This window comes from Actinomadura macrotermitis (assembly GCF_009604375.1).
Lineage (GTDB): Bacteria > Actinomycetota > Actinomycetes > Streptosporangiales > Streptosporangiaceae > Spirillospora > Spirillospora macrotermitis.
Genome location: NZ_WEGH01000002.1, coordinates 1885228 through 1908379, shown reverse-complemented (window position 1 = coordinate 1908379; position 23152 = coordinate 1885228). Strand labels below are relative to the sequence as shown.

General features: G+C 68.7%; 28 protein-coding genes and 1 tRNA gene. 16 read left to right on the top strand and 13 right to left on the bottom strand.

Annotation, left to right across the window (positions count from 1 at the left end; genetic code table 11):
• The 3 genes from folP to ACRB68_RS21035 all read right to left on the bottom strand — a co-directional run bounded on the left by folP (window position 1) and on the right by ACRB68_RS21035 (window position 3128).
• Window positions 1-807 carry a dihydropteroate synthase gene (gene folP / locus ACRB68_RS21045; protein WP_153534587.1) on the bottom strand — a complete coding sequence of 269 codons (807 nt, stop codon included), beginning with the start codon at window positions 805-807 and terminating at the stop codon, window positions 1-3.
• Between the two features lie 176 nt (window positions 808-983).
• Window positions 984-2156, bottom strand: a complete 1173-nt coding sequence (locus ACRB68_RS21040; RefSeq protein ID WP_153534585.1) for a hypothetical protein — start codon at window positions 2154-2156, stop codon at window positions 984-986.
• Window positions 2157-2285: 129 nt separating this feature from the next.
• On the bottom strand, window positions 2286-3128 hold the full coding sequence (locus ACRB68_RS21035) for a LysR family transcriptional regulator (protein ID WP_153534583.1): 843 nt from the start codon (window positions 3126-3128) through the stop codon (window positions 2286-2288).
• Between the two features lie 103 nt (window positions 3129-3231).
• On the opposite strand from ACRB68_RS21035, the gene ACRB68_RS21030 reads away from it, so the two are divergent.
• On the top strand, window positions 3232-3951 hold the full coding sequence (locus tag ACRB68_RS21030) for an SDR family NAD(P)-dependent oxidoreductase (RefSeq protein WP_153534581.1): 720 nt from the start codon (window positions 3232-3234) through the stop codon (window positions 3949-3951).
• Between the two features lie 194 nt (window positions 3952-4145).
• Here ACRB68_RS21030 and ACRB68_RS21025 read toward each other — a convergent pair whose 3' ends face one another.
• The 4 genes from ACRB68_RS21025 to ACRB68_RS21010 form a co-directional block, all read right to left on the bottom strand.
• Window positions 4146-4553, bottom strand: a complete 408-nt coding sequence (locus ACRB68_RS21025; RefSeq protein WP_153534579.1) for a RidA family protein — start codon at window positions 4551-4553, stop codon at window positions 4146-4148.
• A gap of 182 nt (window positions 4554-4735) precedes the next feature.
• Window positions 4736-5113 (bottom strand): winged helix-turn-helix transcriptional regulator, encoded by a 378-nt coding sequence (locus tag ACRB68_RS21020; protein WP_328594508.1) that lies wholly within the window; start codon window positions 5111-5113, stop codon window positions 4736-4738.
• Between the two features lie 284 nt (window positions 5114-5397).
• Window positions 5398-6066, bottom strand: a complete 669-nt coding sequence (locus ACRB68_RS21015; protein ID WP_153534577.1) for a hypothetical protein — start codon at window positions 6064-6066, stop codon at window positions 5398-5400.
• A 116-nt stretch (window positions 6067-6182) separates the two neighbouring features.
• Window positions 6183-6356 carry a hypothetical protein gene (locus ACRB68_RS21010; protein ID WP_153534575.1) on the bottom strand — a complete coding sequence of 58 codons (174 nt, stop codon included), beginning with the start codon at window positions 6354-6356 and terminating at the stop codon, window positions 6183-6185.
• On the opposite strand from ACRB68_RS21010, the gene ACRB68_RS40240 reads away from it, so the two are divergent.
• From ACRB68_RS40240 to ACRB68_RS20975, 8 genes are all read left to right on the top strand, one after another.
• Window positions 6357-6650, top strand: a complete 294-nt coding sequence (locus ACRB68_RS40240; RefSeq protein ID WP_194293385.1) for a hypothetical protein — start codon at window positions 6357-6359, stop codon at window positions 6648-6650. It abuts the gene before it with no gap.
• Window positions 6651-6734: 84 nt separating this feature from the next.
• Entirely contained in the window at window positions 6735-6977 is a 243-nt protein-coding gene (locus ACRB68_RS21005; protein ID WP_153534573.1) for a hypothetical protein, read from the top strand.
• Window positions 6934-7464: a DUF6879 family protein gene (locus ACRB68_RS21000; RefSeq protein ID WP_153534571.1), complete on the top strand. Its 531-nt coding sequence runs from the start codon at window positions 6934-6936 to the stop codon at window positions 7462-7464. Before ACRB68_RS21005 ends, ACRB68_RS21000 begins: the two co-directional genes overlap by 44 nt.
• Before the next feature lie 7 nt (window positions 7465-7471).
• Window positions 7472-8347 (top strand): helix-turn-helix domain-containing protein, encoded by an 876-nt coding sequence (locus tag ACRB68_RS20995; RefSeq protein WP_194293384.1) that lies wholly within the window; start codon window positions 7472-7474, stop codon window positions 8345-8347.
• Window positions 8348-8436: 89 nt separating this feature from the next.
• Entirely contained in the window at window positions 8437-8859 is a 423-nt protein-coding gene (locus ACRB68_RS20990; protein WP_194293383.1) for an ATP-binding protein, read from the top strand.
• On the top strand, window positions 8856-9182 hold the full coding sequence (locus ACRB68_RS20985) for a hypothetical protein (RefSeq protein WP_153534565.1): 327 nt from the start codon (window positions 8856-8858) through the stop codon (window positions 9180-9182). The genes ACRB68_RS20990 and ACRB68_RS20985 overlap by 4 nt, the downstream gene beginning before the upstream one ends.
• A gap of 516 nt (window positions 9183-9698) precedes the next feature.
• Window positions 9699-10559, top strand: coding sequence for a radical SAM protein (locus ACRB68_RS20980; protein WP_153534563.1), 861 nt, complete (start codon window positions 9699-9701; stop codon window positions 10557-10559).
• A gap of 11 nt (window positions 10560-10570) precedes the next feature.
• Window positions 10571-11374 carry a hypothetical protein gene (locus tag ACRB68_RS20975; RefSeq protein WP_153534561.1) on the top strand — a complete coding sequence of 268 codons (804 nt, stop codon included), beginning with the start codon at window positions 10571-10573 and terminating at the stop codon, window positions 11372-11374.
• A 36-nt stretch (window positions 11375-11410) separates the two neighbouring features.
• Here ACRB68_RS20975 and ACRB68_RS20970 read toward each other — a convergent pair whose 3' ends face one another.
• Together ACRB68_RS20970 and ACRB68_RS20965 are read right to left on the bottom strand one after the other, a co-directional pair.
• On the bottom strand, window positions 11411-11860 hold the full coding sequence (locus tag ACRB68_RS20970; RefSeq protein ID WP_153534559.1) for a hypothetical protein: 450 nt from the start codon (window positions 11858-11860) through the stop codon (window positions 11411-11413).
• An 887-nt stretch (window positions 11861-12747) separates the two neighbouring features.
• Window positions 12748-13557 carry a hypothetical protein gene (locus ACRB68_RS20965; RefSeq protein ID WP_153534557.1) on the bottom strand — a complete coding sequence of 270 codons (810 nt, stop codon included), beginning with the start codon at window positions 13555-13557 and terminating at the stop codon, window positions 12748-12750.
• A gap of 681 nt (window positions 13558-14238) precedes the next feature.
• Between ACRB68_RS20965 and ACRB68_RS20960 the strand changes: the two genes are divergently transcribed.
• From ACRB68_RS20960 to ACRB68_RS20940, 5 genes are all read left to right on the top strand, one after another.
• Entirely contained in the window at window positions 14239-15336 is a 1098-nt protein-coding gene (locus ACRB68_RS20960; protein ID WP_153534556.1) for a hypothetical protein, read from the top strand.
• 602 nt (window positions 15337-15938) lie between these two features.
• Complete coding sequence (locus ACRB68_RS20955) at window positions 15939-16616, top strand: GntR family transcriptional regulator (protein WP_153534554.1); 678 nt, start codon at window positions 15939-15941, stop codon at window positions 16614-16616.
• A gap of 309 nt (window positions 16617-16925) precedes the next feature.
• The gene (locus ACRB68_RS20950; protein WP_153534552.1) at window positions 16926-17252 is read left to right on the top strand and encodes a hypothetical protein; all 327 of its coding nucleotides are present in this window, start codon (window positions 16926-16928) and stop codon (window positions 17250-17252) included.
• 328 nt (window positions 17253-17580) lie between these two features.
• Window positions 17581-18468 carry a tyrosine-type recombinase/integrase gene (locus ACRB68_RS20945; protein WP_153534550.1) on the top strand — a complete coding sequence of 296 codons (888 nt, stop codon included), beginning with the start codon at window positions 17581-17583 and terminating at the stop codon, window positions 18466-18468.
• Window positions 18469-18621: 153 nt separating this feature from the next.
• Entirely contained in the window at window positions 18622-19224 is a 603-nt protein-coding gene (locus ACRB68_RS20940; RefSeq protein ID WP_153534548.1) for a hypothetical protein, read from the top strand.
• A gap of 140 nt (window positions 19225-19364) precedes the next feature.
• On the opposite strand, the gene ACRB68_RS20935 is transcribed toward ACRB68_RS20940, so the two are convergent.
• Together ACRB68_RS20935 and ACRB68_RS20930 are read right to left on the bottom strand one after the other, a co-directional pair.
• A tRNA-Tyr gene (locus ACRB68_RS20935) sits at window positions 19365-19446 on the bottom strand.
• 68 nt (window positions 19447-19514) lie between these two features.
• Window positions 19515-20366 carry a peptidoglycan-binding protein gene (locus tag ACRB68_RS20930; RefSeq protein WP_153534546.1) on the bottom strand — a complete coding sequence of 284 codons (852 nt, stop codon included), beginning with the start codon at window positions 20364-20366 and terminating at the stop codon, window positions 19515-19517.
• A gap of 208 nt (window positions 20367-20574) precedes the next feature.
• Between ACRB68_RS20930 and ACRB68_RS20925 the strand changes: the two genes are divergently transcribed.
• Window positions 20575-21063 carry a YajQ family cyclic di-GMP-binding protein gene (locus ACRB68_RS20925; protein WP_328594506.1) on the top strand — a complete coding sequence of 163 codons (489 nt, stop codon included), beginning with the start codon at window positions 20575-20577 and terminating at the stop codon, window positions 21061-21063.
• A 145-nt stretch (window positions 21064-21208) separates the two neighbouring features.
• On the opposite strand, the gene ACRB68_RS20920 is transcribed toward ACRB68_RS20925, so the two are convergent.
• On the bottom strand, window positions 21209-21475 hold the full coding sequence (locus ACRB68_RS20920; protein ID WP_153534544.1) for a helix-turn-helix domain-containing protein: 267 nt from the start codon (window positions 21473-21475) through the stop codon (window positions 21209-21211).
• 35 nt (window positions 21476-21510) lie between these two features.
• Between ACRB68_RS20920 and map the strand changes: the two genes are divergently transcribed.
• Complete coding sequence (gene map, locus ACRB68_RS20915; protein WP_153534542.1) at window positions 21511-22278, top strand: type I methionyl aminopeptidase; 768 nt, start codon at window positions 21511-21513, stop codon at window positions 22276-22278.
• Here the strand turns inward: map and htpX are convergent.
• Window positions 22275-23126: a zinc metalloprotease HtpX gene (gene htpX, locus ACRB68_RS20910; protein WP_328594505.1), complete on the bottom strand. Its 852-nt coding sequence runs from the start codon at window positions 23124-23126 to the stop codon at window positions 22275-22277. The genes map and htpX overlap by 4 nt on opposite strands.
• Between the last annotated feature and the right edge of the window lie 26 nt (window positions 23127-23152).

Below are 23152 nucleotides of genomic sequence, written 5' to 3'. Positions count from 1 at the left end.
TCAGACGATGTTGTGCCGGGTCCAGGCCGGGGGGCGCCAGCCGAGGATGGCCTCCACCATCCGGACCGCCGGCACCACTTCCCGCACGTCGTGCACCCGGACGATACGGGCGCCCTGAAGAATGCAGACGGCCACCGTCGCGATCGTGCCCTCGACGCGCTCCTGCTGCTCCCGGTCGATCGACTCGCCGATGAAGTCCTTGTTGGAGACGGCGGCGAGCAGCGGATAGCCGATCTCCGCGATCTCCGACAGGCGCCGGGTCAGCTCCAGCGAATGGAAGGTGTTCTTGTTGAGGTCGTGGCCGGGATCCAGGATGATCCGCTCGGCCGGGACGCCCCGGGAGAGCGCCAGCTCGGCGCGCTCGCGCAGGAACGCGGCCACCTCCCCGGCGACGTCCTCGTACACCGGCCGGGGGTGCGGCGTGCGGGGCGCGGCCAGGCTGTGGGTGATGATGAGCCCCGCGCCGGCCTCGGCGACCGCGTCGGCCAGCCCCGGGTCGTGCAGGCCGGTGACGTTGTTGATCACATCGGCGCCGCCCGCCAGGACCGCACGCGCCACCGCGGGGTTGTAGGTCTCGACCGAGATCACCGCATCGGTGCGCTCCCGGGCCGCCCGCACCACCGGGAGGACGCGGTCGATCTCCTCCTCCTCGGAGACCGCCGGACCGGGCGCGAACGGCACACCGCCGATGTCCAGCCAGTCGGCCTCGTCCGCGATCGCCTTCTCCACGGCCTCGACGGCCTTGTCCAGCGCGAAGGTGCGGCCGCGGTCGTGAAAGGAGTCCGGCGTGCGGTTGATGATGGCCATCACCGCCACCTGACGCGAGAAGTCAAAGGTCCGGTGCCCGATGACCCGCTTCGGGCTGATGATCTCCGGGGAGAAGATCCTGCTGGACGCGTCTTCCGTCAAAACGACCTACCCTGCGTTATCGCCCGTGCGGACCACGTCAGCATATCCCCGGCGTGCCGGGCCGGCCGGGTGCCTCACCCCGCGGCGCGGTGCTTGCGCCGCAGGCCGATCGTCAGCCGCAGCAGCAGGAAGAAGACCAGCGCGCCGGCGGTGACCAGGCCCATGGCGGTCGCGCGCTCGTCGAAGGTCTTGGCCTTGACGACCACGGTCCCCGACCCGATGAGGAAGCCGAGGAGCGTGACGAACAGCCCGAGGACCTCGACCATCTTGAGCAGCCCGTCGGAGACCATCTGCTGGGCGACGGCCATCTTCTGCGCCATCTGCGCGGCCGCCTCGTCGATACGGGCCTGCAGGGCCTCGGCCGCCTCGCCGACGCGCTCGTCCACCCGCGCGGAGATGCGCTCGCCCAGCTCGCCGGTGATCTCCTCCGCCTGCCGCCGCACGTCCCGGGCGTTGAGGATCGTCCGGCGCTCCTGCGCGTACTGCTCGTGCACGAGGATGTTGCCGACGCCGAACCGGTCGATCGCGAGGTCGATCTCGGTCAGCGCCTCGTCGAACCGGCCGAGCCGGCGGAACGCCGAGGCCCGCCGGTAGTGCACGTTCTCGTTGATCTCGCCCCGCGCCATCAGCTCCTCGGACAGGTCGATGAGCAGCTCCGGCGAACCGGGCACGTGGTCGGCGAACCAGATCGCGTTCAGGCACAGCTGACGGCTCTTGTCGTCGGCGTCGGGAGCCGCGACGGCCCTGTTGTACAGGTCGAGGCCGTTCAGCGCCCGGCTGCCGAGCGCGCCGAACGCCGCGAAGCCCAGCACCAGCGCATCGTCATGGAACTCGGCGAGCCAGGCGTTCGACCGCTCCAGCAGCTCCCGGAACCGGAAGTCGTAGCGCAGGCGCTGCCCGTGGACATAGGTCAGGACGAGCCGATGCCGGCGAGACCCGGCGACGCCCCGCGCCAGCCCCCACTCGAGCTCGCCGGGATAACGCCGCTCCGCCAGCCGCGCCACCCAGCCGAGATCGGACGCCACCCGCCGGATCTCAGGGACGGTGAGGCCGAACTCCTCAGAGCAGGCGGCGAGCCCGGCGATCCAGTCGAGCGACGGGGACGAGGCGCTCTCCCTGAAGTGCTCGACCAGGACGGCGCACCGCTCGCCCGCCGGGACCATGCGCATCCGCTCCGCCAGCGCCGGCCCGGGCGGGACCTCATCCGTCGACCGCCGGCCCTGCGGGGGTACCGCGCCCTGCTCCATGATCCTCCTCGCTCGCACGCCGAACCCGCGCAAGTCTCGCCTGACGGCCCGCCGCACGTCCAGCGCCACAAGCACACTAAAGGATCTTGATTCCACGTACTCCCGGCGTGACAGGGAGCCCAGGCCCGGCTAGAGGCGTGTCGCGGTGCGGACGAGGTCGGCGACGGCTTGGGATCTGCTGTGCGGTGGCCAGGCGATGACGGTCGTGACGGCCGGTGCGTCCGGCACCGGCACGATGGCGTGGTCGTCGCGCAGCTGGGCGCGCAGCGACTCGGGCATGACCGCGCAGGCCCGTCCGAGCGCGATCAACTGGATCAGCTGGGTATGGTCGCGAACCTGCGGGCCGGGGCCTTCCGGATAGCTCCCATCCGGCCGGGGCCAGCGCGGCAGGGGCAGTTCCGTCAGGGCGTGGACCTCGGACATCGACATGTGGGGCCGGCCGGCGAGGGGGTGCCCTGCGGGCAGGACCACGACCTGCTGTTCGGTGTACAGGTCCTCGGTCTCGAATCCGGCCGTCGTGTCGTAAGGCCGGAGGAGCAGGGCGACGTCGGCGCTCCCGTTGCGCAGCCGCCTTTCCGGTTCGCCGGGCCCGCCCAGCACCACCTCGACCGCGACAGCACCCGGTTCGGCGGCGTAGGCGTCCAGCAGCTTCGACAACAGTTCGCTGGACGCCCCGGCCTTGGTGGCCAGCACCACGGCGGGCCGGTCGACGGCGGCGCGGCGGGTGCGGCGCTCGGCGGCCTCGACCGCTTCGAGGACGAGCCGGGCCTCCCGCAGCAGTACCGAGCCGGCCTCGGTCAAAGCGACCGCGCGAGCAGAGCGGTGCAGCAAAACGGCTCCGAGCCGCCGTTCGAGCTGCTGGATCGCCCGCGACAGCGGCGGCTGCGCCATCCCGAGCCGTTGCGCCGCCCGCCCGAAGTGCAACTCCTCGGCGACGGCAACGAAGTACCGCAGCTCCCGCGTCTCCACCATGTCAGCGTATCCCGGCGCTGACCACGGCCGATACCCGTGCGGTATCACCGCCCACCGCATCGGTCTTGGACGCCCCGGCCGGGCCCGCCGCAAGATCGGCGGCATGAGCGAACAGATGGTCGCGCTGGTGACCGGCGCGAACAAAGGCATCGGATACGAGATCGCGGCAGGCCTGGGTGCCCTCGGCTGGCGGATCGGTGTGGGCGCGAGGGACCGGCAGCGCCGCGACACCGCGGTGGAGAAGTTGCGTGCGGCCGGGGCCGATGCGTTCGGCGTGCCGCTCGACGTGAACGACGACGCGAGTGCCGCCGCCGCAGCCGAACTGATCGCCGACCATGCCGGAGGGCTCGACGTCCTGGTCAACAACGCCGCGATCGTCGGCGGTATGCCGCAGACGCCCACCACGATCGACCCCGCGACCGTACGGGCCGTCGTGGAGACCAACGTGATCGGCGTCATCCGGGTCACCAACGCGATGCTGCCCATGCTGCGCGGCTCGGCGTCACCACGAATCGTCAACATGTCCAGCAGCGTGGGCTCGCTCGCCCTGCAGACCACCACCGACATGGGACCGCTTCCCATGGCGTACTTGGCGTCGAAGACCTTCCTCAACGCCGTCACCGTCCAGTACGCCAAAGAACTGAGCGGCACCGGCATCCTGGTCAACTCCGGCTGCCCCGGTTTCACCGCTACCGACCTCAACGGCTTCCAAGGCGTCCGCACACCGCAACAGGGCGCGGCGATCGCGATTCACCTCGCGACCCTGCCCGGCGACGGGCCGACCGGCGGATTCTTCGACGACGCCGGAACGGTGCCCTGGTGACAGGCACACCGGCGGAGGAGCAAGGCGGTCGGGTACGACGGGTTCGGCGGAATCGACGTCCTGCGGATCGCCGAGGCCATCGCCGCCCGCCGCCACGACAGGCGCCAAGCGACCTCGGAAGCCTGTCCTCCCCCGCCGCCGGAGGCCGTCCAGGGGCGTGCGGTGACCGGAGCCGGCCCGCAGGAGCGCCGGTCTCAGTCGAGGACGGCGGTGGCTTCGACTTCGACCAGGTAGTCGGGTGCGGCCAGTGCCGCAACGCCGATCAGCGTGCCCGGCGGAACCGGGGTGCCTCCCAGCTTGCCGGCGGCCCGGGAGACCCCCTTCACGAACAGGGACATCTTGTCGGGGGTCCAGTCGACGACGTAGACGGTCAGCTTCACCACGTCGTCGAAGGAGGCGCCGGCACCGGCCAGGGCGGTGGCGACGTTGAGGTAGGACTGTTCGATCTGGGCGGCCAGGTCGCCGGCGCCGACCGTGGCGCCGTCGGCGTCCACGGCGACCTGCCCGGCGACGGAGACCAGCTTGGTGCCGGTGGCGATCGACACCTGGCGGTAGGCGTCGGCCTTCGGCAGTCCGGCGGGGTCGATCAGGGTGATGGCCATGGTGGCTGTCTCCTTGTCCAGGTGCGGGTCCGGCGCCCCCGAAGCTCCGCACGTTCAGTCTCTCGTGGTTACTTGGAAACTGTAGGAGAGTGAGCCCTGACGTGGAAGAACGCACTTTTCAGTGCCCCGGGAACCTGATGGTTACCAAGGGATTCGCGGGACGGCGCAGGTGTGCTCGCCGGTCAGGAGTCGAAGCGGCGGCGGGCCGACTCGATGTGGGCGAGATACTGGCGGGTCCAGGTGCACATGCCGTCGATGGTCACGCGCAAGGCCCGTCCCGCCTCGGTGAGGGTGTACTCGACGCGCGGGGGCACGACAGGGTGGACAGTGCGCACGATCAGGCCGTTGCGTTCCAGCATGCGCAGGTTCTGGGTGAGCATCTTGTGGCTGATGCCCTCGACCCCGTCCCGCAGGGCGCTGAAGCGCAGGGTGTCCTCACCGATCGTCTCGATGATCAATAGAGCCCATTTGTTGGCGATGTCGGAGAAGACCTCCCGCGCCAGGGAATCAGCGCGGGACAGGTCCGCCGCGTCGGGAGAGCCTGCGTAGGACTTGGCCACCGTTGAGTTCCTCCGTTACGTGGAAGTGCGTTCTTCCACGTCAAACCTAACTCTCTTAGGGTTATCGAGTACCTATAAGAGACCACGGGGCGCTCTGCCGGCACCACGGTCCCCGTCCGCGCCGGCCGTGGGGGCTGTGAGTGCCAGATGCCGCCCGGACATCGTCGTCCCCGCGCCCATCGCATGACAGGAGCCGAACGCGCCGATTTCGCGATGGCGAGCCGGGCCGCGGACCCCGGCCGAGTGGCCGCCCGGCTCGATGAATCAGTGCGGGTGCGGTCCACCTACACGGTCCGCGGTACTCCGGCCACGTACCTTTCCCATACGGCCCGGGTGTTGGGGCGGTCGGGGTGCTGCAGCATGTCCAGCACGTAGGTGGCGTGCAGCCTGGCCCACGGGCTGGGGTGCTCGGCTACCGCGGTCAGCCGGTTGCGGAGTTCGTGGCTGTCGATGGCGCGCGCGATGCCGACGTAGTGGCGGTCCTTGCAGCGGTAGGCCCGGCTTACGACGAGTTCGAGCATGGCGGTGAGCCGTTCGCGGGCGATGTCCCCGTGCCCGGGGACGGCGAGGGTCCGCAGCCAGCTCTCCTTGGCTCCCCAATGCTTCGCGTGCTCGGTCCACACGTCCGGGTGCCGGGCCTCCCACTCAAGGAAATTGAGGACGTACGGCAGTTCGGGCCGGTGCGGCACGTCTTCTGCGGAGGACTGCTGCCAGAGACCGTAGGGGAAGGCGTAACGCATCGCGGCCTGATGTTCGGCGATGGACTGACGGAACACCGGATCGCTGTAGTCGGGACCGGTGCGGTGCCAGTGCCCGTTCATCCGCTGCGTTGCCGCGAACACGGCGGCCCGGGTGGCCACATGGTGTTGCAGGGCGGTCTCCCGTTCGGCCGGAACTGCGGAAATCAGCCCGTGGGTCCAGCCGAGGCGAGGCTCCCATCCTTCGTCGAACATGCGCGTCAGCGTACGCGCCGCGCCCCAAATCCCCAGGCCCGTGCCCTTATGCCACGAGTGCCCTGTTCATCTCCGAGCGACATTCAAAGTGAGTACCGGTGCCCTGTCGTATTCGTTCAGCCCTCGGCGGCCTCGGGCATGTCGAAGGTCATGAGGTTGGCGCGGGTGCCGCCAGTGGGGCCGGCCGGGGCGATCAAGACAACGAAGTCGGGTAGTGCCGTGGCCGTGTGGCTGCCGTCGGGATTGGCGGCACCGGGTTCAGCGGCCCAATCGATGAGGTGGATCGTCACGTGGTGCGGACCTGGTGGCAACGGGATGCCGGCGGTGCTGTCGTCCGGGGAACCGCTGAGGCGCGCATGGCCGTCCGAGTTGAGCAGGTAGGGCTCGGAGCCGGCAAGGAGATGCCGGGCCTCCCGGGCGGTGAGGTGGGCCTGGCCGGAGACTTGGGCGGTTCGGATCAGGAAGGCGAATGCGCCGTCGGATCCGATGTTGATCGGGACGAGGTCGGCATCGAGGATGTGCCGTTCAATGCCGGGGTCCTCGCCGAGTTCTGCTTCCTAGGTCGTAGTCGTGGATCCGGGTGAAGGCATCAGGCCGCCAGAGGGCGTGCATTCCTACGTCTGTCGCCAGTGTGCAGGCCAGTTCGGTTGTCATCATGATCCGATGCCTTGTCCCAGGTCAGCGCACCGATTGTTCCAGCCTGCGAGACCTTCTACGCCACAGATCGGGACTCCTGGGTCGTCCAGGGGAAGCAGCGCGGCGCGAAGGTCGCGGCACAGCTTGTCGCGCTCGGCAACGACGAGACGTTCTGCGAGCTGTCCACCCGGACCGTCGACCATTTCGTCCGGAAGTACGTGAAGGAGCGCTATGGAGTCGATCTCGACAGAGCGATGGTCGAATCTGATCGATGATGCCCGTGACGTGCTCAAGATCGAACTACGGGACTACTACGGCACCGATGCTGCGCTGTTCGACAACTGGCGGTCCGGCAACCTGGACGCCGTGACCACCCACTACCGCCGCTGGTTGGAGTACTTCACGACCGCGTACGTAGAGGCCGGCCGATCCTTCAAGCGGGTAAGAGTCGTCTCCGAGCCCCTGTCGGACTACCAGCGCATGGCCGTCACCCACAGCGGGATCACTGTGGACGCCGGTGAGGGGCTGCGGTGGCTGCCTCGCCGGCTGGTGTCCGCAGAGGCCATGCCCGGCAACGACTGCCTGATCCTCGATGGCAGCGCAGTGGTCTTCAACGTTCTGAACGCGGACGCGAGCGTGCTGGTGGAAGCGCAGTACTCCACTGAACCCGACGTAGTGAAGTTCTGCCAGGACGCCTTCGAGCGAGCGTGGCATCTTGCGGTCGCACACCACGAGTACCGCGCCCGGACGATCCCCGCTTGAGCTCTTAGTGTCAGATCAGCAACCATCCGAGGCGGCCAAGCAGGCCCTCGGCGTCCGGCTTCGAGATCTACGTCTGGACGCCGGCCTGTCCGCGACGGCCCTGGCCGCCCAGACCGGCTTTTCGGTATCGAAGGTCTCCCGCAGTGAGAGCGGCAAGACGCGCCTGTCAGAGGCCGATATCCGCAAGTGGGCGCTCGCCTGCGGCGCCGAGGGGCAACTCCCCGAACTGATCGCCGCGAGCCGCGAAGTCGATTCGATGTGGCTGGAGTACCGGCGGCGGCTCAAGCTCGGGCAGGCGGCGATCCAGGCGCAGCGGCGCTCTGAGTTCGACGGCGTGAAGCTGGCGCGCATCTACGAGTCGCTTCACGTCCCCGGCATCCTCCAGACGTTCGAGTACGCCCGCACCCAGCGGCTGATCTGGGCTCGCTTGCACGGTCTGCCGGTCCATAACGTGGACACCGCAGCCCGCAACCGGCTGACCATGCAGCCCCTCGTCACCGAAGGCGGCGGCCCTGCTTTCTCGTTCGTCTTTGAGGCGACCGCGCTGTACAACGTGATCGGCGGAGCCGGCGTCATGGCCGAGCAGTTCGACTTTCTCCACAGCTTGGTCGCAGCGGGCCCACGCAGACCACACGTGGCGGTCGGCATCATCCCTCTTGGCACGACTCGGGAACTGTTCCCGGGCGAGGGTTTCTACCTGTTCGACGACCGCAAGGTATGGCAAGAGTTCTGGTCCGGCGCTCTCCAGTCATCACAGCCCGCCGATTTGACCTACTTCGGGAAGGCCTTCGACAGGCTGCGGCGCCACGCCGTGTATGGGGACGCCGCACAACGCGAGATCGAGGCGGCGAGGGATTTCGTGCAAGGTCGTGCAAGGCCCTAGCCGCTGTCCCTGCCTCCGCGTCAGTGTCGGGTGACACAAGGTTCGCCTTCAAATAGGGAACTGCCACTCGCTGAATCCTGGGGCCAATCGTGACGCTCTCCGCTTCCCCCTCGGTCAATGATCCGCAGTGCTTGCGCGGCTTCAAGCTCACGGTCGACGCCCACGCACCTGAAGCGGCCCGCCGCAAGGTCGCCGAGACGTTGGGCGAATGGGGCCTCGACTCTCTTTCGGAAGACGTCGCATTGTGCGCGTCCGAATTCGTAACGAACGCGCTGGTCAATGGGGCCGCCGGGATTCACCTCCTCATCGAGCGGCACACGGCCGAGATGATCGAGATCGCTGTCTGGGACGACGCTCCCGGTAAGCCGCAGCAGCGAACGCCGGAGGAGACCGCTGAGAGCGGACGAGGGCTGAACATCGTCGACGCTCTGGCCGTCGCCTGGTGGACCCAGGGGTCCAGTTCGGGTGGCAAGACGATCCGGGCCCGCTTCATCAGCGACGGTGAACGATGACGCCGGCCGAGGTCGCTGCGCGCCTTGACGCGCGGTGGCCGGAGTGGGCGGTGAGCTTTGGAGCGAGCAGCCACCAGTTCGTCGCCATGTACGTCGGATCCGCCCTCCTTCCGGAGGGCCTGGAAACCATGATCGCCTCCCAGAGCCCGGAGCGGATCGAAGCCTGGATGGCGACCGTGCAGGCCGCCTCCTGGCGTGCCAGAGGTATGCCGCGCAGCCCGCTGCCGGACTTGCGGGCCGCGCAGATGCCGACGACGGCACGCCAGGAGGCATCCACACCCCAAGCCGAAACGTTCAAATCCGCAGGCCGGTGGGTCGCATGATCCCTGGCACGCGCGAGCTTCTGACCTTGATCGTGCTCCCTGGCGCCGTGTGGTTCCTTGCCGGCGTCATCTTCTGGCAGCTCTGCGGAACCGCCATCAAGGACGCGATCACCGAGTCACGGCGAAGACTCCTCCGGGTGGTAGAGAGGCCAGCCACTGAAGTTCCCATGTGGCCCGGCAAGGGACCCGTTGAGGCCCGAGGGCTGAAAGGGAACCAGCGGGACCACAAGAGCCTGGCGCCCCCTGGTCGAAGTGCGCCGCCACCCGGCCGGCGAGCCTTTCACGACACTTTCGTGGCCGGGCAGGGGCCCGCAGCAAAGGAAATAACAGCGGGCCACGTCTGCGAGTAGAGACTCCTCCGAGCAGAGATGGGGCCGGCAGCCACGTTCCCGTGTGGTCTGAGATGCCGGCGACCTGCTCGGAGGGCCAGTCCCTCCGGCGAAGGTGACGACTCCCCTCGTCTGGAGGTTCCCAGTGCGCGGATCAGCCGCGCAGGGAGGTTCCCAGGAGGAGCCCATGACCATCGCCCTTGAATCCCCCGCCTCCGCCCGCCAGGTGCCCCGGCTGGTGTGGCTCGACCTGACCCGCAAGTGCCAGCTCAACTGCGGGCACTGCTACAACGACTCCGGCGCGCACGGCTCGCACGGCGAGATGGCCCGCAACGACTGGCTGCGCGTCATCGACCAGATCTCGGACCTGGGTGTCCCCGAGGTGCAGTTCATCGGCGGAGAGCCCACCTTGCACCCCCACGCCGCCGAGCTGGTCGCCTACGCCCTCGCCGCCGGCCTGCGCGCCGAGGTCTTCAGCAACCTCGCTCACCCCCTCGGCGACGCCTGGTGGAACCTGCTCCGGCACGGCTCCGTCCGGCTCGCCACGTCGTACTACTCCGACGACCCCGACGAGCGCAACGCCATCACCGGCCGGCCCAGCCACGTCCGGACCCGCGCCAACATCGTCAAGGCCATCGACCTGGGCGTGCGGCTCCGGGTCGGCATCGTCCGCCTCTTCGAGGCGCAGCGTGTCCAGGAGGCCCGGCGCGAGCTGGAGGAGATCGGCGTCACCGGCATCACGATCGACTCCGGCCGCCCCTTCGGGCGCGCCGCCGCCGGGCAGGCCCCGTCCGAGGCGAACCTGTGCGGCAAGTGCGGTGACGGCAAGGCCGCCATCAGGCCGGACGGCGCCGTCACCCCGTGGGTGTTCGCCGACTGGCTGACGGTGGGCAGCGTGCGCAGCATGGACCTCGCCACCCTCCTCAACAGCGAGGCGATGACCCGCGCCAACGCCGCCATCCAGAACGCCCCCAGGTCGGGCGCCTGCGACCCTGACGCCGAGTGCAGCCCCGGTTCGCCGGGCTCGGGCTGCAACCCGCGGAACTGATAGAAGGAGCCATGGACGCTCTTCCCGGACCCGAGTTCGAGGCCCTGATTCGTCCGCACGTCGGCGAGTTGCTCACCGCCGAACGCACAGCACACGGTCATGGCTCCGACGTCACTGCCCTGGTCGAGGGAACCAGCGGCCGGTTCTTCGTCAAAGGGATGAAGAAACGGCCAGGGGGTCGGCTCGACTCACTGGTCCGGGAAGGCGCGATCAACCCGTACATCACTCCGATCTCGCCGAAGCTGCTCTGGACGGCCGAAGGGCCGTCGTGGGTGGTACTGGGATTCGAGCAGGTGACCGGCCACACTGCTGACTTCACCCCCAACTCAAACGACCTGCGCGCCGTGACCGAGACGCTGAACCGCATCGCCGCTCTGGCCTTGCCCGGCGTCGCGCAGGGTTGGTGGGAGACGCGATGGGATCGCTACCTGTCTGAGGAAGATGCTGCGCTGCTGCGCGGCAACGCTCTCCTCTACACCGACATCCAGCCGGACAACTTCCTCATCGGTCCCGACACGACCTGGGCAGTGGACTGGGCCTGGCCGACACGTGGCGCGGGCTTCATCGACCCCGCCTGCCTGGTCCACCAGCTCATCGCCGCCGGCCATACCCCCGAGGCTGCAGAAGCGTGGGCATCACGATGTACGGCCTGGCAGTCCGCTGATCCGCGTGTTGTAGATGTCTTCGTGATCGCGACTCTACGTCTGTATGCCGCAGCCGTCAGCCGCCGTCCAAACGAGACCTGGCTAGGCGCGATGACCGACGCAGCCCGCACATGGGCGCATCACCGTGGAGGCGGAATCGATGTGTTGTGATTCCGTCCACCTCGCAACCTCAACCGCTAAGGATTTCTAGGCGATTGCTACTGCAGAGAGCACGCCACCGGTCAGCGCCACCGACAGGTGAAGGCCTATCCACAAGCGGTGCATTTGAGAGAAGTAGATGAAGCGAGACGTTTCCAGCCGCCTTTGCCGGCTAGCCTCCACGAAAACACTGTCCAGATCGAGCCCTGCTATACTCTCATCAATTCGATCAATCAAGATCTTTGCTCGCCTCTCGCAATTTCTGATCATCTCATAATATTTAGCGCTTGCAAGTGCTCCATAGAGCCCAAGCCCTGCGAGTGGCAGGGTTACCCCGAGCATGCTTGCCGTTAGCCCTCGCTGAACAACAAACCCGATCCCCGCTACTGCGACCACAATGATTGCGTTGGTGAGCATAGCTCGCTGCGTCTGCATATGACGGATCTCGGACTGCTGCTCCTCCCAGACCTTGAACAGGGCGTCGGAAGACTCTGACATGCTTTCCCCTCTCGATCTCAAAACTATACGCACTCACAGAATGAGCGAACTCCACCTCTTTGTCGATGCCACACCGCCGCCGCTCCACATCACTGCCGTCTAGAGATCTTTAGGGTGCGGGTTACGGACGTGCTGTCGACTGACGAGAGCTGCAGCTTGCCGGAAGAAAGAAGTACTCCGAGCAGCGATGGCGAGCGGCAGGGGAGAGTACGACGAACGAGAGCTCTGGTCTGGTCACCGACGAGGGCGTGCACGACCTCGACTGCTTCCTGGCAGACCGAGGTACATCACCCGCCACGAGTGTGAGCGGGTGTTCGCTACGGTGCCGCGGAAACTGTTCATCCGCCACGTGGGCCAATCCCAACTTCGACGCCTCCTCCTACCCCAACGACAGACAGGCTCGCCCCAGCACTAGGGCTTGTTTCGAAGTGAGATGAGCGGCGGCGTGTCATGCGCCGGACGCAGCGAGGTCTCCGGTAGAGGGTTCATCGACCAAGAAAAACCTGAACTACCGGAGACCTCGTGGCCACCCTGGCGGTGACGAGGCGGTTCGACCTGACCGTTGAGCAAGGGGCGCGGCTGGAACCGCTGCTGCCGTGTCCAGACGTCCGGGCCGACCCCCGAAAAGGACGAAACGGCAGCTCATCGCTCATCGACGGCATCCGCCAGCAGGCGCAGGTGGGAGCCCCCGGACCACCCGGGTCCGCCTCTTGGGTGGGCTCTTGGAAGGCGGCTGCCCGGCAAGCCGGCGGCGTGAGCGGGCCCGCGTCATCGTCGCCGGGAATGCGCTCGGCCGCGCGCTGCATGACGATGCGGTGCTCGGCGAGCGGCCCGTTGACGCTGTTCACCCGCCACCGCTCCGTCGGTCCTTGCGGCGCGAATCGTCATCAGTCCGAGGAGATCGGCAGGGTGGCGAGCGGGATGCACTGGGGTGTCTGGCCGACCGGGACGATGGTGCAGACCTTGGACTGCTTGGGGTCGACGCTGTCGGGGATCCGGGCCGACATGTAGGTGTAGTAGTAGGGGCCGGGCGGCAGCATCTCCGAGCTTTCGGGGGGCGTCAGGTGATCCCGGTCGAAGATCTCTATGGGCATGTATTTCCACAGCCGCTTCATGGGGCTCTGGACGGCGCATCCGACGGGGCGCTGGGTGGACTTGGCGTTCTCGCACTGCGGCCAGGACACGCTCAGGCCCGGCGTGGGGGCGGGCATCGAACGATCGGTGAGCTTGCCCCTGATCTCGATCGCCAGGTAGAGGAACTTGTAGCCGGCGGGCGCCGGCGTTCCTGCGGCCGTCGTGACCTTTCCTGCCGCGATGCCTTGCAGGGTGTAGGGGAAATCGCCTGTGATGGACAGGACCGGACCAGCCCCATGCGACTTCGGCGCACCGCTCGCGCTCGCGCTCGCGCTCGCGCTCGGGTTCGCGCTCGGGGCGAGCGAGGCGTCAGGGCCCGCCGGCTGCGTGGAGCTCTTACCCGGTGGCTCGGTCGCTCGTACGACCACCAGTCCGATCGCGACCGCCAGTCCGATCGCGACCACCGCGGCGACGCTGCACGCGGCCAGGATCGGCGGCCGTTGCCACCATCGAGCAGGGCGCTTCGCGGTGGTCCAGGGCGGCGGCTCGGGTGGATTCTGAGCTGCTGAGGCGGCGCCGGTGGTATGCCAGCGCGGATCCTCAGGAAGCTGTGCAGAGTTCACAGAGAAGCCCTTTTCCGTCGTTCAGCGAAGATCAACTGGGTGGGCATCCTAGGGCAACTCATGCGCTCCTCTCCGGAGCCGGACACACTGCTGTCAGACGGCTGCACCTGGACAAGGCGGCCGAACCGATCCGCCACGGCCTGTTCTACGGGACAACGTGTTTGACGGGTGATCCTGGTATTCGCTGGGCCGGGGCGGCGTTCGTTGTAACACCGCGTCCCTGCGCGCCCGCGCCGACAGCGGCTCACCGCACCCCCGGACAGATCCGCCGACGCCGCTCACCGCCCAGCCGCCGCCCCAGACGGCGTCGACCATTTCACCGGTCCTTCCCGACCGGACCTGCCGGCCATGCCCTCAGCCTGCGCCCGTCCTCCTGGTCACCGCCACCGGCGTCCAGGACGCCACTGCCGGACAGGTGCTGATCGACTGCGTCGCGGCCGGGCATCCCCCCCGTCACCACCACCTGGGTCGACGGCGGCTACCGCGCCCACCTGGTCGAACACGCCGCCACGTCGGGCATCGACATGCAGATCGTCCAGCGCCCGCTCACCGTGTCCGGCCGTCAAGCAGAGGGAAGCCCAAGGTGGCGGTAAGAGGTCCGTAAGGTTTGAAAAGCCCTGGTCAGGCCGTCCGCGATCTACGGTGATCACGAATTCGATCATCGAAGGTGAAGGACGGCACATGCGTTCACTGGCACGTTCCATACTCGTCGCGGCCCTGCCTCTGGCGGGGCTGGCCGTCACGACGCCCGCGCACGCGGAGCCCGTGTTCTGCAAGCCGGCGGCCACGCAGTGGAAGGCGGTCGACCTCGGCACCGATTTCACGCCGACGAGCATCAACGACCAGGGTCTCGTCGTGGGATCCAAGGTCGCCAATCCAGGCCAGGTCCCGCAGCGGAACGTCGCGGTGTCGTGGAAGGCCGGGACGCTGAAGGAGCTCGGCTACCTGCCGTTCGCTTTCCTGCGCGGCCCGAACAGCGTCGCCACCGGGGTGGACGAGCAGGGCCGGATCTCCGGCTACGGCACCGCCCTGGACGGGGAGCGCCACGCCTTCGTCTACCGCGACGGCCGGCTGCAGGATCTCGGCCAGTGGGGTGTCCACTCGCAGGGCAACACCATCGGCAACGGCGTCGTCGGCGGCTACATCGAGGACAAGAAGATCGAGGGCGACCTCCTGCGCAAGCGCCTGTCGGCCCTGTGGTCGGGTGGCACATACGGCCTGCCGTCCGGTGGGGCCGGCTCGCAGATCGTGGACATGAACGAGAAGGGCGACTGGGTCGGCAGCACGAACCTGTCCTCCTCGACCACCGGCGACGACGGAGCGTTCAACCGGGCCGAGCGCGGCTACGCGCGGATCGGCCAGAACACCACCGTCGACCTCGGCACCCTGGGCGGCAAGTGGACGCTTCCGGTCGGCATCAACGAGAAGGGCGTCGTGGTCGGCACCTCGGCGGTAGACGCCGCCGGCGTCCTCGAAGACGCCTTTGTCTGGGACGCCGCGACCGGCATGCGCGCCCTGCCCGGCGAAAACCGCGGCCGATTCGTCCGGCCCACGGCGATCAACACCGCCGGCGAGATCATCGGCAGCTACCACTGCAGCGACACGGTGGCGGGACCGGTCGTCTGGCCCAGCCCCACCTCCGGCCCCCTGGCCCTCCCGCTTCCCGCGGGCGCGACCAGCTCCCAGGTCGTCGACATCAACGACAAGAGCGCCGTCATCGGTGTGTCCTCCTACCCCGGCTCCGTGCGGCGCGCGACCCTCTGGACCAAGCAGCCCTGACCCTGGCCCGGCCGTGCACGGTTCCGGGGCCCGTGCACGGCCGGCGCGATGCACGACGCTCGGGCCGGTGCCACCAACCTGCTGCTGGGGCTGTACCTGTTCACCCGCTGCCGGCTGGCGGGCTGGGCCGCCGTCGACCAGACGACCCGCCGGATCACCCGCGGCCACCCCGCCCCAGACCCCTCGAATGCCATCAGCGACCACCTGTCGAACACACTCTTAGAGATCACGACACCCCCTCGCACACCCGACTTCGAGACAGGCCCTGGCGGCAGGCCGTCCACTTGCCTCCTCGATCGTCACCTAGGTCGACGACGGCGTGGGCGACCGGCACACAGGCAGGGCTGACTCTCCTCCTCAGCCTCGACTCCCGGCGTCGACACCCAGTTCGGCGAGCTGCTGGCGCCCCTACTCGGTGACCGCGCCCTAGAGGCCAGGTACAGGCTCAGGGTGGACCGCATGCCTACTGGCCACATCGTGGGTGAGTACAGGGGCGTGCGATCCATCTCCGCACAGCGCAACCGCTTTCGTGGGAACTCCCGCAGGTAGGACCTGCGTACGATGTGCCCTTGGCGCCCAGCTAGGCAGGAGCTTCAAGGACCATGCCCAAGGTCGGATTCCGGAATATCGCCGATGGTCTGCGCAGGTCCATCGAGGCGGGGGAGATCGGTCCGGAGCGGGCACTGCCCTCGGAAGCCGAGCTCATGGAGCAGCATGGGGTCGCTCGGACGACGGTTCGCCGGGCGCTAACCCTGCTCCAGGACGAGGGCCTCATCGAGGTGGTGCCGGGGCGTGGACGTTTCGCTCGGGCCGGCACCGCTCCCGCTGTGGCTCGGACGGAGAAGAAGTACGAGCGGGTCACCGAAGAGATTCGGCGGCTTCTGGCGGCGGAGGGCAGTTCCCCCGGTGACCGGCTCGGCACTGTCGACGAACTGGCGGACCGGTTCGGCGTCTCGACCGGGACGACCAACCGCGCCTTGGCGGCGCTGGAGACCGAAGGGCTGATCACCTCGGTCCAGAGCCAGGGATGGTTCGTGGGAGATCTTGGAGGCGAGGCGAACCGGACGGATGCCGTCGCGGGACGCATCCGGGCGGCCATCAGTGACGGGGAGTTCCCCGCCGGCGGCAGCCTTCCCGGGGAAGCCGACCTTGCCGAGCAGCATGGCGTGTCCCGGACCACGGTGAGGCGCGCCTTGGCGGCACTGGAGGCCGAAGGGCTGATCGAGACCCGGCCAGGCCGGCGGCGCCTGGTGCTGCCCGGTCCGGAAGGCCGGAGCTAGACCGGGCGAGGACGGAACCATCCACTCTCACCAGCTTGACGGTTATGAAAGTATACGTGTTATATGAGTAAGTAACACGATCGAATGGATGATGCGTCCGCAGAGCAGGGCGCCGGTGACTGTGCGGACCGGTCCGGAAGAACCGGTCTCCTGCGGTCACAGAGACCGGTCGGGAGTCCTTCTCCTTCCGGTGTCCGTTCCGTCCTCTCTGAAGCAACCGGAGAAATCGTCATGACCCCTCACACCGGTGCCGAGCTCGCTGAGCTGCTCCGCCGCCCTGCGTCCGGGCTGTTGTCCACTGAGACCGTCGTGGACTTGCTGATCGGCCACGAAGCTTGGCTGGCGCGCGAAGACTTCGTCTGTCGGTACGTCGAGGTCGAGACCGACTCGTTCCACGCAGGAGGCCGGCTCGTCGCGTTTGTGCGGTGGAGGGTCGCGGCTGGCGCCGTCAAAGCTGGTCGGCTGGCCTACATGGGGAGCGAGGCCGCGATGCTGCGGATCGCTGCGGGCATCGCCGCCGCGATCACGGTGGATCGCCGCGAAGCGCTCGGTGGACTGGATGCGTCCAGCCTCGGGCTGGTGCTGAAGGCACTGGCGCGGGACAACGGCCGGTCGGCCGAGGTGGTCGTCCGATGAGGCGGGTCGTGGATACGGCGCGCAAGCGCCGGGCGGTGCCGCCCGGCGCCTCTCCTACGATGTCCGCATCTGGAGCATCCGCCCCCGCGCCGTAGGCAAGAGGAGCAAGACGGGCAAGCCCCGCCAGCAGCTCCGATGGCGTGTCGCGGAGCACACGTGCTCGGAGATCTTTGAGACCTACGCTCTCGCGGACAACTTCAGGTCGAAGCTCAAGACCGCCGCCAATTAGGGCCAGCCCTTTGACGTCGAGACCGGCCTTCCGCTGTCGATGGTGCCCAAAGCACCCGTGGTGCCAACTTCTGCGCCGGACGTTCCGAGCTGTTATGAAATGGCCCTCGCCTACTCCGAGGTGAAGTGGCCGCAGGCTTCCCCTGGCCATCGTCGAGGTATCGGCGAGGCACTTGCCGGCATGATGCTCGCCCTGATGCGCTGGGAGAAGGGGCATCCGACGCGCCGGGAGCGGGAAGATCTGCACGCCGCCCTGGCGACGTGGGCGTTCAGCGTGACAGCGCGCAGGAACGGGCTTCCCGAGGAGATCCAGAAGCAGATCCGTCTGGTAGAGGATGCCTCTTTCAAGATCTCGGCTCTCGCGGATAGCGACGTCGTCCGTGCCGTCCTCGGCCAGCTCGGGAAGAAGCTGGACGGCAAGCCGGCCGCGGAGTCGACCTTCGCGAGGAAGCGGGCGACGTTCTACAACTTCCTGAAGTACATGGTCGAGAAAGGGCACCTGAACGCCAACCCGCTGCCAAACATCAGCTGGACGCCCACGAAGAACGACACCGCGGTGGACCGGCGGCGGGTCGTCAACGAGGCCAAAGGGCGGCGCCTACTCATCGCGGTCAGCCGTCGGGGCGCGATGGGGCTCCATCTCAGGGCATATTTCGGGTGCCTGTTCCTGGCGGGACTGCGGCCGGGCGAGGCAGCCGCCTTGACCCTCGATGAGCTCGAACTCCCCGATAACGATGATGAACCCGGCTGGATGCATCTGACCGCCAGTTCGCCCGAGGTCGGCGGCCCCTGGACCGACAGCGGCGAGCGGGAGATCAGGCAGCTCAAGCACCGAGCGGTCAACGCCGTCCGGCCCGTGCCGATGAGCCCGCTGCTCTGCCGGCTCATCCGCGCGCACTTGGAGATCTTCGGCACCGCTCCGGACGGACGCCTCTTCCGCTCCGAGGACGGCGGCCTGGTCTCCGACTCAACGGTCAACACCATCTGAGATCACGCCCGAGAAGATGCACTCACCGCGGCCGAGCTCAAGTCCGTCCAGGCCGAGCGCCCGTATGACCTACGACACGCCCGCCTGTCGATCTGGCTGAACCTGGGCATCGACGCGGCGCAGGTCTCGGAGTGGGCCGGCAACAGCATCGCGGTGCTGCTGAGCGTCTACGTTCACTGCCTCACCGACTCGCAACAGGCCGCGCTCGCGAAGCTGGGCTGGGTGAGCTCCAAGGCGAAGACCGAAGAGGACCTGAGCGAGCTCGACGAGATCCTGCTCGGTGAGCCGCGCCCTCCTGAGCCGGCGCCGTGCTCGATCTATGAGCTCGCGATCGCCTATGCCGACGACAAGCGCAAGACGGTCAAGCCGGACACCATGCGCGGCGTGATCGAGACCCTGACGAAGATCGTCGTGGCGACCTTGAATCGTAGGAAGACGTGGCCCACTCACGTCCAACTCGGCCAGGCACTCACCACGTGGGCTCTCAGCGACCGGGCCGGCGCCCCTCCGAACGCCCTTGGGGAGGTCCTCGGCTGGATGGCCGACAACTCCCCTGACGCGGGCGTCCTGCGCGATCCTGAGGTGCTCGGCAAGATCCTTGACCACCTCAACCGGCGGCTGGACGGGGAACCCGCCTCACCCAACGTCCGATCCCGCCGGAGGTCGGCACTGTTCAACTTCCTCGAATACGCGATCGCGCAAGGGCACCTGCCCGCCAACCCACTGCTCTTCCGGTGGTGGGGCGAGATCACCTGAGGAGCGACCGAGCTCCCGAACTGGTCCACTACTCGTCCACAGACAGCCGGAAAAAGCCGGCCGGAGCCGTGGATCACCGGTAGCGGAACGCGAACGGCCCCTGACCTGTTTGCACAGGTCAGGGGCCGTTCCCACTGGTGTGGCGGGTGCAAGGTTCGAACTTGCGTAGGCTAAGCCGACGGATTTACAGTCCGCTCCCATTGGCCACTCGGGCAACCCGCCGTGGCATCGCTCGCGCGATGGCAGTACAGAGAATAGCGGACGCCGGGAGTGGACGTGAAATCCGGGGTTCAGCCGTTGACGCGCAGCAGGACCGGCCAGGTCTTCGGGCCGACGACGCCGTCGGACTCCACGCCGCCCCAGGACTGGACCTTGCGGACGGCCTTCTCGGTGGCGTCGTCGAACTTGCCGGTGATGCGGACCTCGGGGTGGGAGCGGGCCAGGAGGAGGCCCTGGACGGTCTCGACGTGCTCCCCCTTGTCGCCCTTGCCGAGCATGGGCAGCTTCTTCATCATCGTCTCCATCCAGTCGTTCTCGTTCGGGGTGTAGGCGGGGCGGCCGTAGCCGGCGATGACCGAGGCCGAGCGGACGCGGCGGCGGACCGCGTCGGAGGTGTTGCCCTCGATGGTCTGGACCCGGCCGCCGCCGAGGACCTTCTCGATGACGCCGACGTGGTCGATCGCGCCGATGGAGTTGGTGGCGCCCCAGTCGAAGAAGACGATGTCGCCCGGCCGGGAGGCGTCGACGCCGGCGGCGGTGCCGGCGTGCCAGCGGCCGATGCGCTGGAAGTCCTGGGCGTGCCAGACGGTGTAGGCGCGGTCGCCGGCGGGCAGGACGGCGGCGGCGTTGCCCGAGCGGCGCGCCCAGTAGGTGACGGCCATGTCGCACCAGGAGGCGCGCAGGAAGTCCGAGCCGTGGCGGGAAGCGTAGTCGCGGGTGATGGCGTTCGGGCGGCCGGCGGTGCCGAGGCTGCGGCGGGCCTCGACCAGGAGGGCGGGGGCGGCCGCCGCGGCCTGGATCGCGTCGGTCCCGTACAGCTCGTGCAGGATCTGGTCTTCGTCGGGTTCGGTGGCGCGGTGGACGTCGGGGTGCACGTCGACCTGGCCGAGATGGGCGAGTTCTTCGGCGTCGCTGGGTCTCATGAATCCTCCGGGCTTCGGGGTAAAAGACCGTAGTGGGGTCAGGGGTGGTGACGCGCGGTTTCGATGCCCTTTATATGGGCGGGCACACGCGCGTCACGCGTGGCGTCGTGGCGCTCGCTACGCTGATCCGACGACGTGGCGGCGTTCCGGACCCCGTCTGGTGCGTGTCCGGCCGCCCATACAGCAGCTTCAGAAGGACTGGGTACCGGTGGCAGACAGCAGTTTCGACATCGTTTCCAAGCTCGACCGCCAGGAGGTCGACAACGCGCTGAACCAGGCGGTGAAGGAGGTCGGCACGCGGTTCGACTTCCGCAACGTGGACGCGGGGATCAAGTGGTCGGGCGAGACCATCGAGATCCAGGCGAACACCGAGGAGCGGGCGAACGCGGTGCTGGAGGTCTTCAGGGACAAGCTGGTGCGGCGGCAGATCTCGCTGAAGGCGATCGACCCGGGCGAGCCGCGCCTGTCGGGCAAGGTCTACAAGCTGACCGTGTCGCTGAAGGAGGGCATCTCCCAGGAGGACGCCAAGAAGATCGGCAAGATCATCCGCGAGGAGGGCCCGAAGGGCGTGAAGGCCCAGATCCAGGGCGACGAGCTGCGGGTGTCGTCCAAGAAGCGCGACGACCTGCAGGAGGTCATCGCGCTGCTGAAGGGCAAGGACCTGGACGTGGCCCTGCAGTTCGTGAACTACCGGTAGCCGGGCGTCGCGCGGCCGGGGCGCCGGGGGGTTGGTGCCCGGCCGCGCGACGGTCCAGACGGGCGCGTCCCCTCTTCCTCCGTGGAAGGGCGGGCGCGCTTCGTGCTTTCTGTAGGACTCCGGGTGCGCGGCGCGGGTTCGCGGGTCAGCCGGCGAGGCTGGTGTCGTCGAAGCGCTGCAGGTCGTGGGCGAGGTCGCTGAGGTCCAGGCCGAGGGCGCGGGCCAGGGCGGCGACGGTGAAGAACGCCGGGACGGCGATGGCGCCGCGTTCGATCTTGCGCAGGGTGTCGAGGGAGATGCCGGCCTCGGCGGCGACGGAGGCGGCGCTGCGGGGGCCGCGGGCGGCGCGCAGGACCTGGCCGAGGGCGCGGCCGCGGTCGCGCTGTTCGGAGGTGAGCGGGGTTCGGACCATGCTCGGGATTCTAATACTGGTATTACTATCTTCGCATGGTGACCTACCGAACCCCCCGTGAGCTTGACGTCATGCGCGAGGCCGGCCGTGTCGTGGCGCACGCCCTCGCCGCCGTCCAGGAGGCCGCCGAGCCCGGCGTCAGCCTGCTGGAGCTGGACGCGGTGGCCGCGCGCGTCATCGCGAAGATGGACGCCCGGCCGTCCTTCCTCGGCTACCACCCCGGCTGGGCGCCGATCCCCTACCCCGGTGTGGTGTGCCTGTCGGTGAACGACGTGGTGGTGCACGGCCTGCCGGACGGCCGGGTGCTGCGCGAGGGCGACCTGCTGTCGGCGGACTGCGGCGCCGAGGTCGGCGGCTACCACGGCGACGCGGCGGTGACCTTCGCCGTCGGCGCCGCCGACGAGGCCGGTAAGCGGCTGGTGGACACCACCCGGCTGGCGCTGGAGCGGGCGATCGAGGCGGCGCGGCCGGGCGGCCGGATGGGCGACATCGCGCACGCGGTGGAGCGCACCGCCCGCGAGGCCGGTTACGGCGTCCTGGAGGGCTGCGGCGGCCACGGGATCGGCACCGCGATGCACGAGGACCCGCCGGTGCCCAACACCGGCCGGGCGGGCCGCGGGCTGCGGCTGCGCGAGGGCCTGGCGATCGCGATCGAGCCGATGTTCCACGAGGGCGGCCGGGACGAGGCGTGGACGATGGACGACGGCTGGTCGATCGCGACGGCCGACGGCAGCCGCGCCGCGCACTTCGAGCACAGCCTGGCGATCACCGCGGACGGCCCGGTGGTGCTGACGCTGCCTTAGCGGCCCCCGGCCATCCGCTCCAGCCGGGCGATGCGCTCGGCGGTCGGCGGGTGGGTGGAGAACAGCCGGCCGATCCCGATGCCGCGGAACGGATCGGCGATCATCAGGGCGCTGGTGGTGGCCAGCTCGGGGTCCTGCGGCAGCGGCATCGCCCGGGTGCCCGCCTCCAGCTTGCGCAGCGCGCTCGCCAGCGCGAGCGGGTCGCCGGTGAGGCGGGCGCCGGCGGCGTCGGCCTGGAACTCGCGGGTGCGGCTGATCGCCATCTGCACGACGGCGGCGGCGACCGGGCCGAGCACGAGCAGCAGCAGGGCGCCGAGCAGGCCGGGGCCGTCCTCGTCGTCGGAGGGGCCGGGCAGGAACACCGCCAGGTGGGCCAGGCAGGTGATGACGGTGGCGATCGCGGCGGCGACCGAGGAGATGAGGATGTCGCGGCTGTGCACGTGCGCCAGCTCGTGCGCGAGGACGGCGCGCAGTTCGCGCTCGTCCAGCATCCGCAGCACGCCGCGGGTGCAGCAGACGGCGGCGTTGCGCGGGTTGCGGCCGGTGGCGAACGCGTTCGGCTGCAGCGTCTCGGACACGTACAGCCGCGGCATGGGCTGCCGCGCCGCCGTGGACAGCTCGCGGACCAGCCGGTACAGGACGGGCGCCTCGACCTCGCCGACCGGGTGCGCGCGCATGGAGCGCAGCGCGATGCGGTCGCTGAGGACGTAGGCGGCGCCGTTGACGCCGAGCGCGACGATCAGCGCCGCCGGCAGGCCGGCGGGCCCGCCGAAGGCGAAGCCGATCGCGAGCATCAGTGCCGACAGCGCGGCGATCAGTGCCGCCGTCCTGGCGCCGTTGAACCGCACCTGTCCCCTGCCCTCCCGTTGACTGC

Coding starts and splice junctions, on each gene's coding strand:
- ACRB68_RS20985 (WP_153534565.1), top strand. CDS start 8,856: ATGACGCCGGCCGAGGTCGCTGCGCGCCTTGACGCGCGGTGGCCGGAG.
- ACRB68_RS21035 (WP_153534583.1), bottom strand. CDS start 3,128: ATGGTGGAGACGCGGGAGCTGCGGTACTTCGTTGCCGTCGCCGAGGAG.
- ACRB68_RS21025 (WP_153534579.1), bottom strand. CDS start 4,553: ATGGCCATCACCCTGATCGACCCCGCCGGACTGCCGAAGGCCGACGCC.
- ACRB68_RS21040 (WP_153534585.1), bottom strand. CDS start 2,156: ATGGAGCAGGGCGCGGTACCCCCGCAGGGCCGGCGGTCGACGGATGAG.
- ACRB68_RS20975 (WP_153534561.1), top strand. CDS start 10,571: ATGGACGCTCTTCCCGGACCCGAGTTCGAGGCCCTGATTCGTCCGCAC.
- ACRB68_RS21000 (WP_153534571.1), top strand. CDS start 6,934: ATGGAGTCGATCTCGACAGAGCGATGGTCGAATCTGATCGATGATGCC.
- folP (WP_153534587.1), bottom strand. CDS start 807: ATGGCCATCATCAACCGCACGCCGGACTCCTTTCACGACCGCGGCCGC.
- ACRB68_RS20955 (WP_153534554.1), top strand. CDS start 15,939: ATGCCCAAGGTCGGATTCCGGAATATCGCCGATGGTCTGCGCAGGTCC.
- ACRB68_RS20945 (WP_153534550.1), top strand. CDS start 17,581: ATGGCCCTCGCCTACTCCGAGGTGAAGTGGCCGCAGGCTTCCCCTGGC.
- ACRB68_RS20930 (WP_153534546.1), bottom strand. CDS start 20,366: ATGAGACCCAGCGACGCCGAAGAACTCGCCCATCTCGGCCAGGTCGAC.
- ACRB68_RS21015 (WP_153534577.1), bottom strand. CDS start 6,066: ATGTTCGACGAAGGATGGGAGCCTCGCCTCGGCTGGACCCACGGGCTG.
- ACRB68_RS21030 (WP_153534581.1), top strand. CDS start 3,232: ATGAGCGAACAGATGGTCGCGCTGGTGACCGGCGCGAACAAAGGCATC.
- ACRB68_RS20980 (WP_153534563.1), top strand. CDS start 9,699: ATGACCATCGCCCTTGAATCCCCCGCCTCCGCCCGCCAGGTGCCCCGG.
- map (WP_153534542.1), top strand. CDS start 21,511: ATGGTGACCTACCGAACCCCCCGTGAGCTTGACGTCATGCGCGAGGCC.
- ACRB68_RS20970 (WP_153534559.1), bottom strand. CDS start 11,860: ATGTCAGAGTCTTCCGACGCCCTGTTCAAGGTCTGGGAGGAGCAGCAG.
- ACRB68_RS20920 (WP_153534544.1), bottom strand. CDS start 21,475: ATGGTCCGAACCCCGCTCACCTCCGAACAGCGCGACCGCGGCCGCGCC.
- ACRB68_RS20960 (WP_153534556.1), top strand. CDS start 14,239: ATGCGTTCACTGGCACGTTCCATACTCGTCGCGGCCCTGCCTCTGGCG.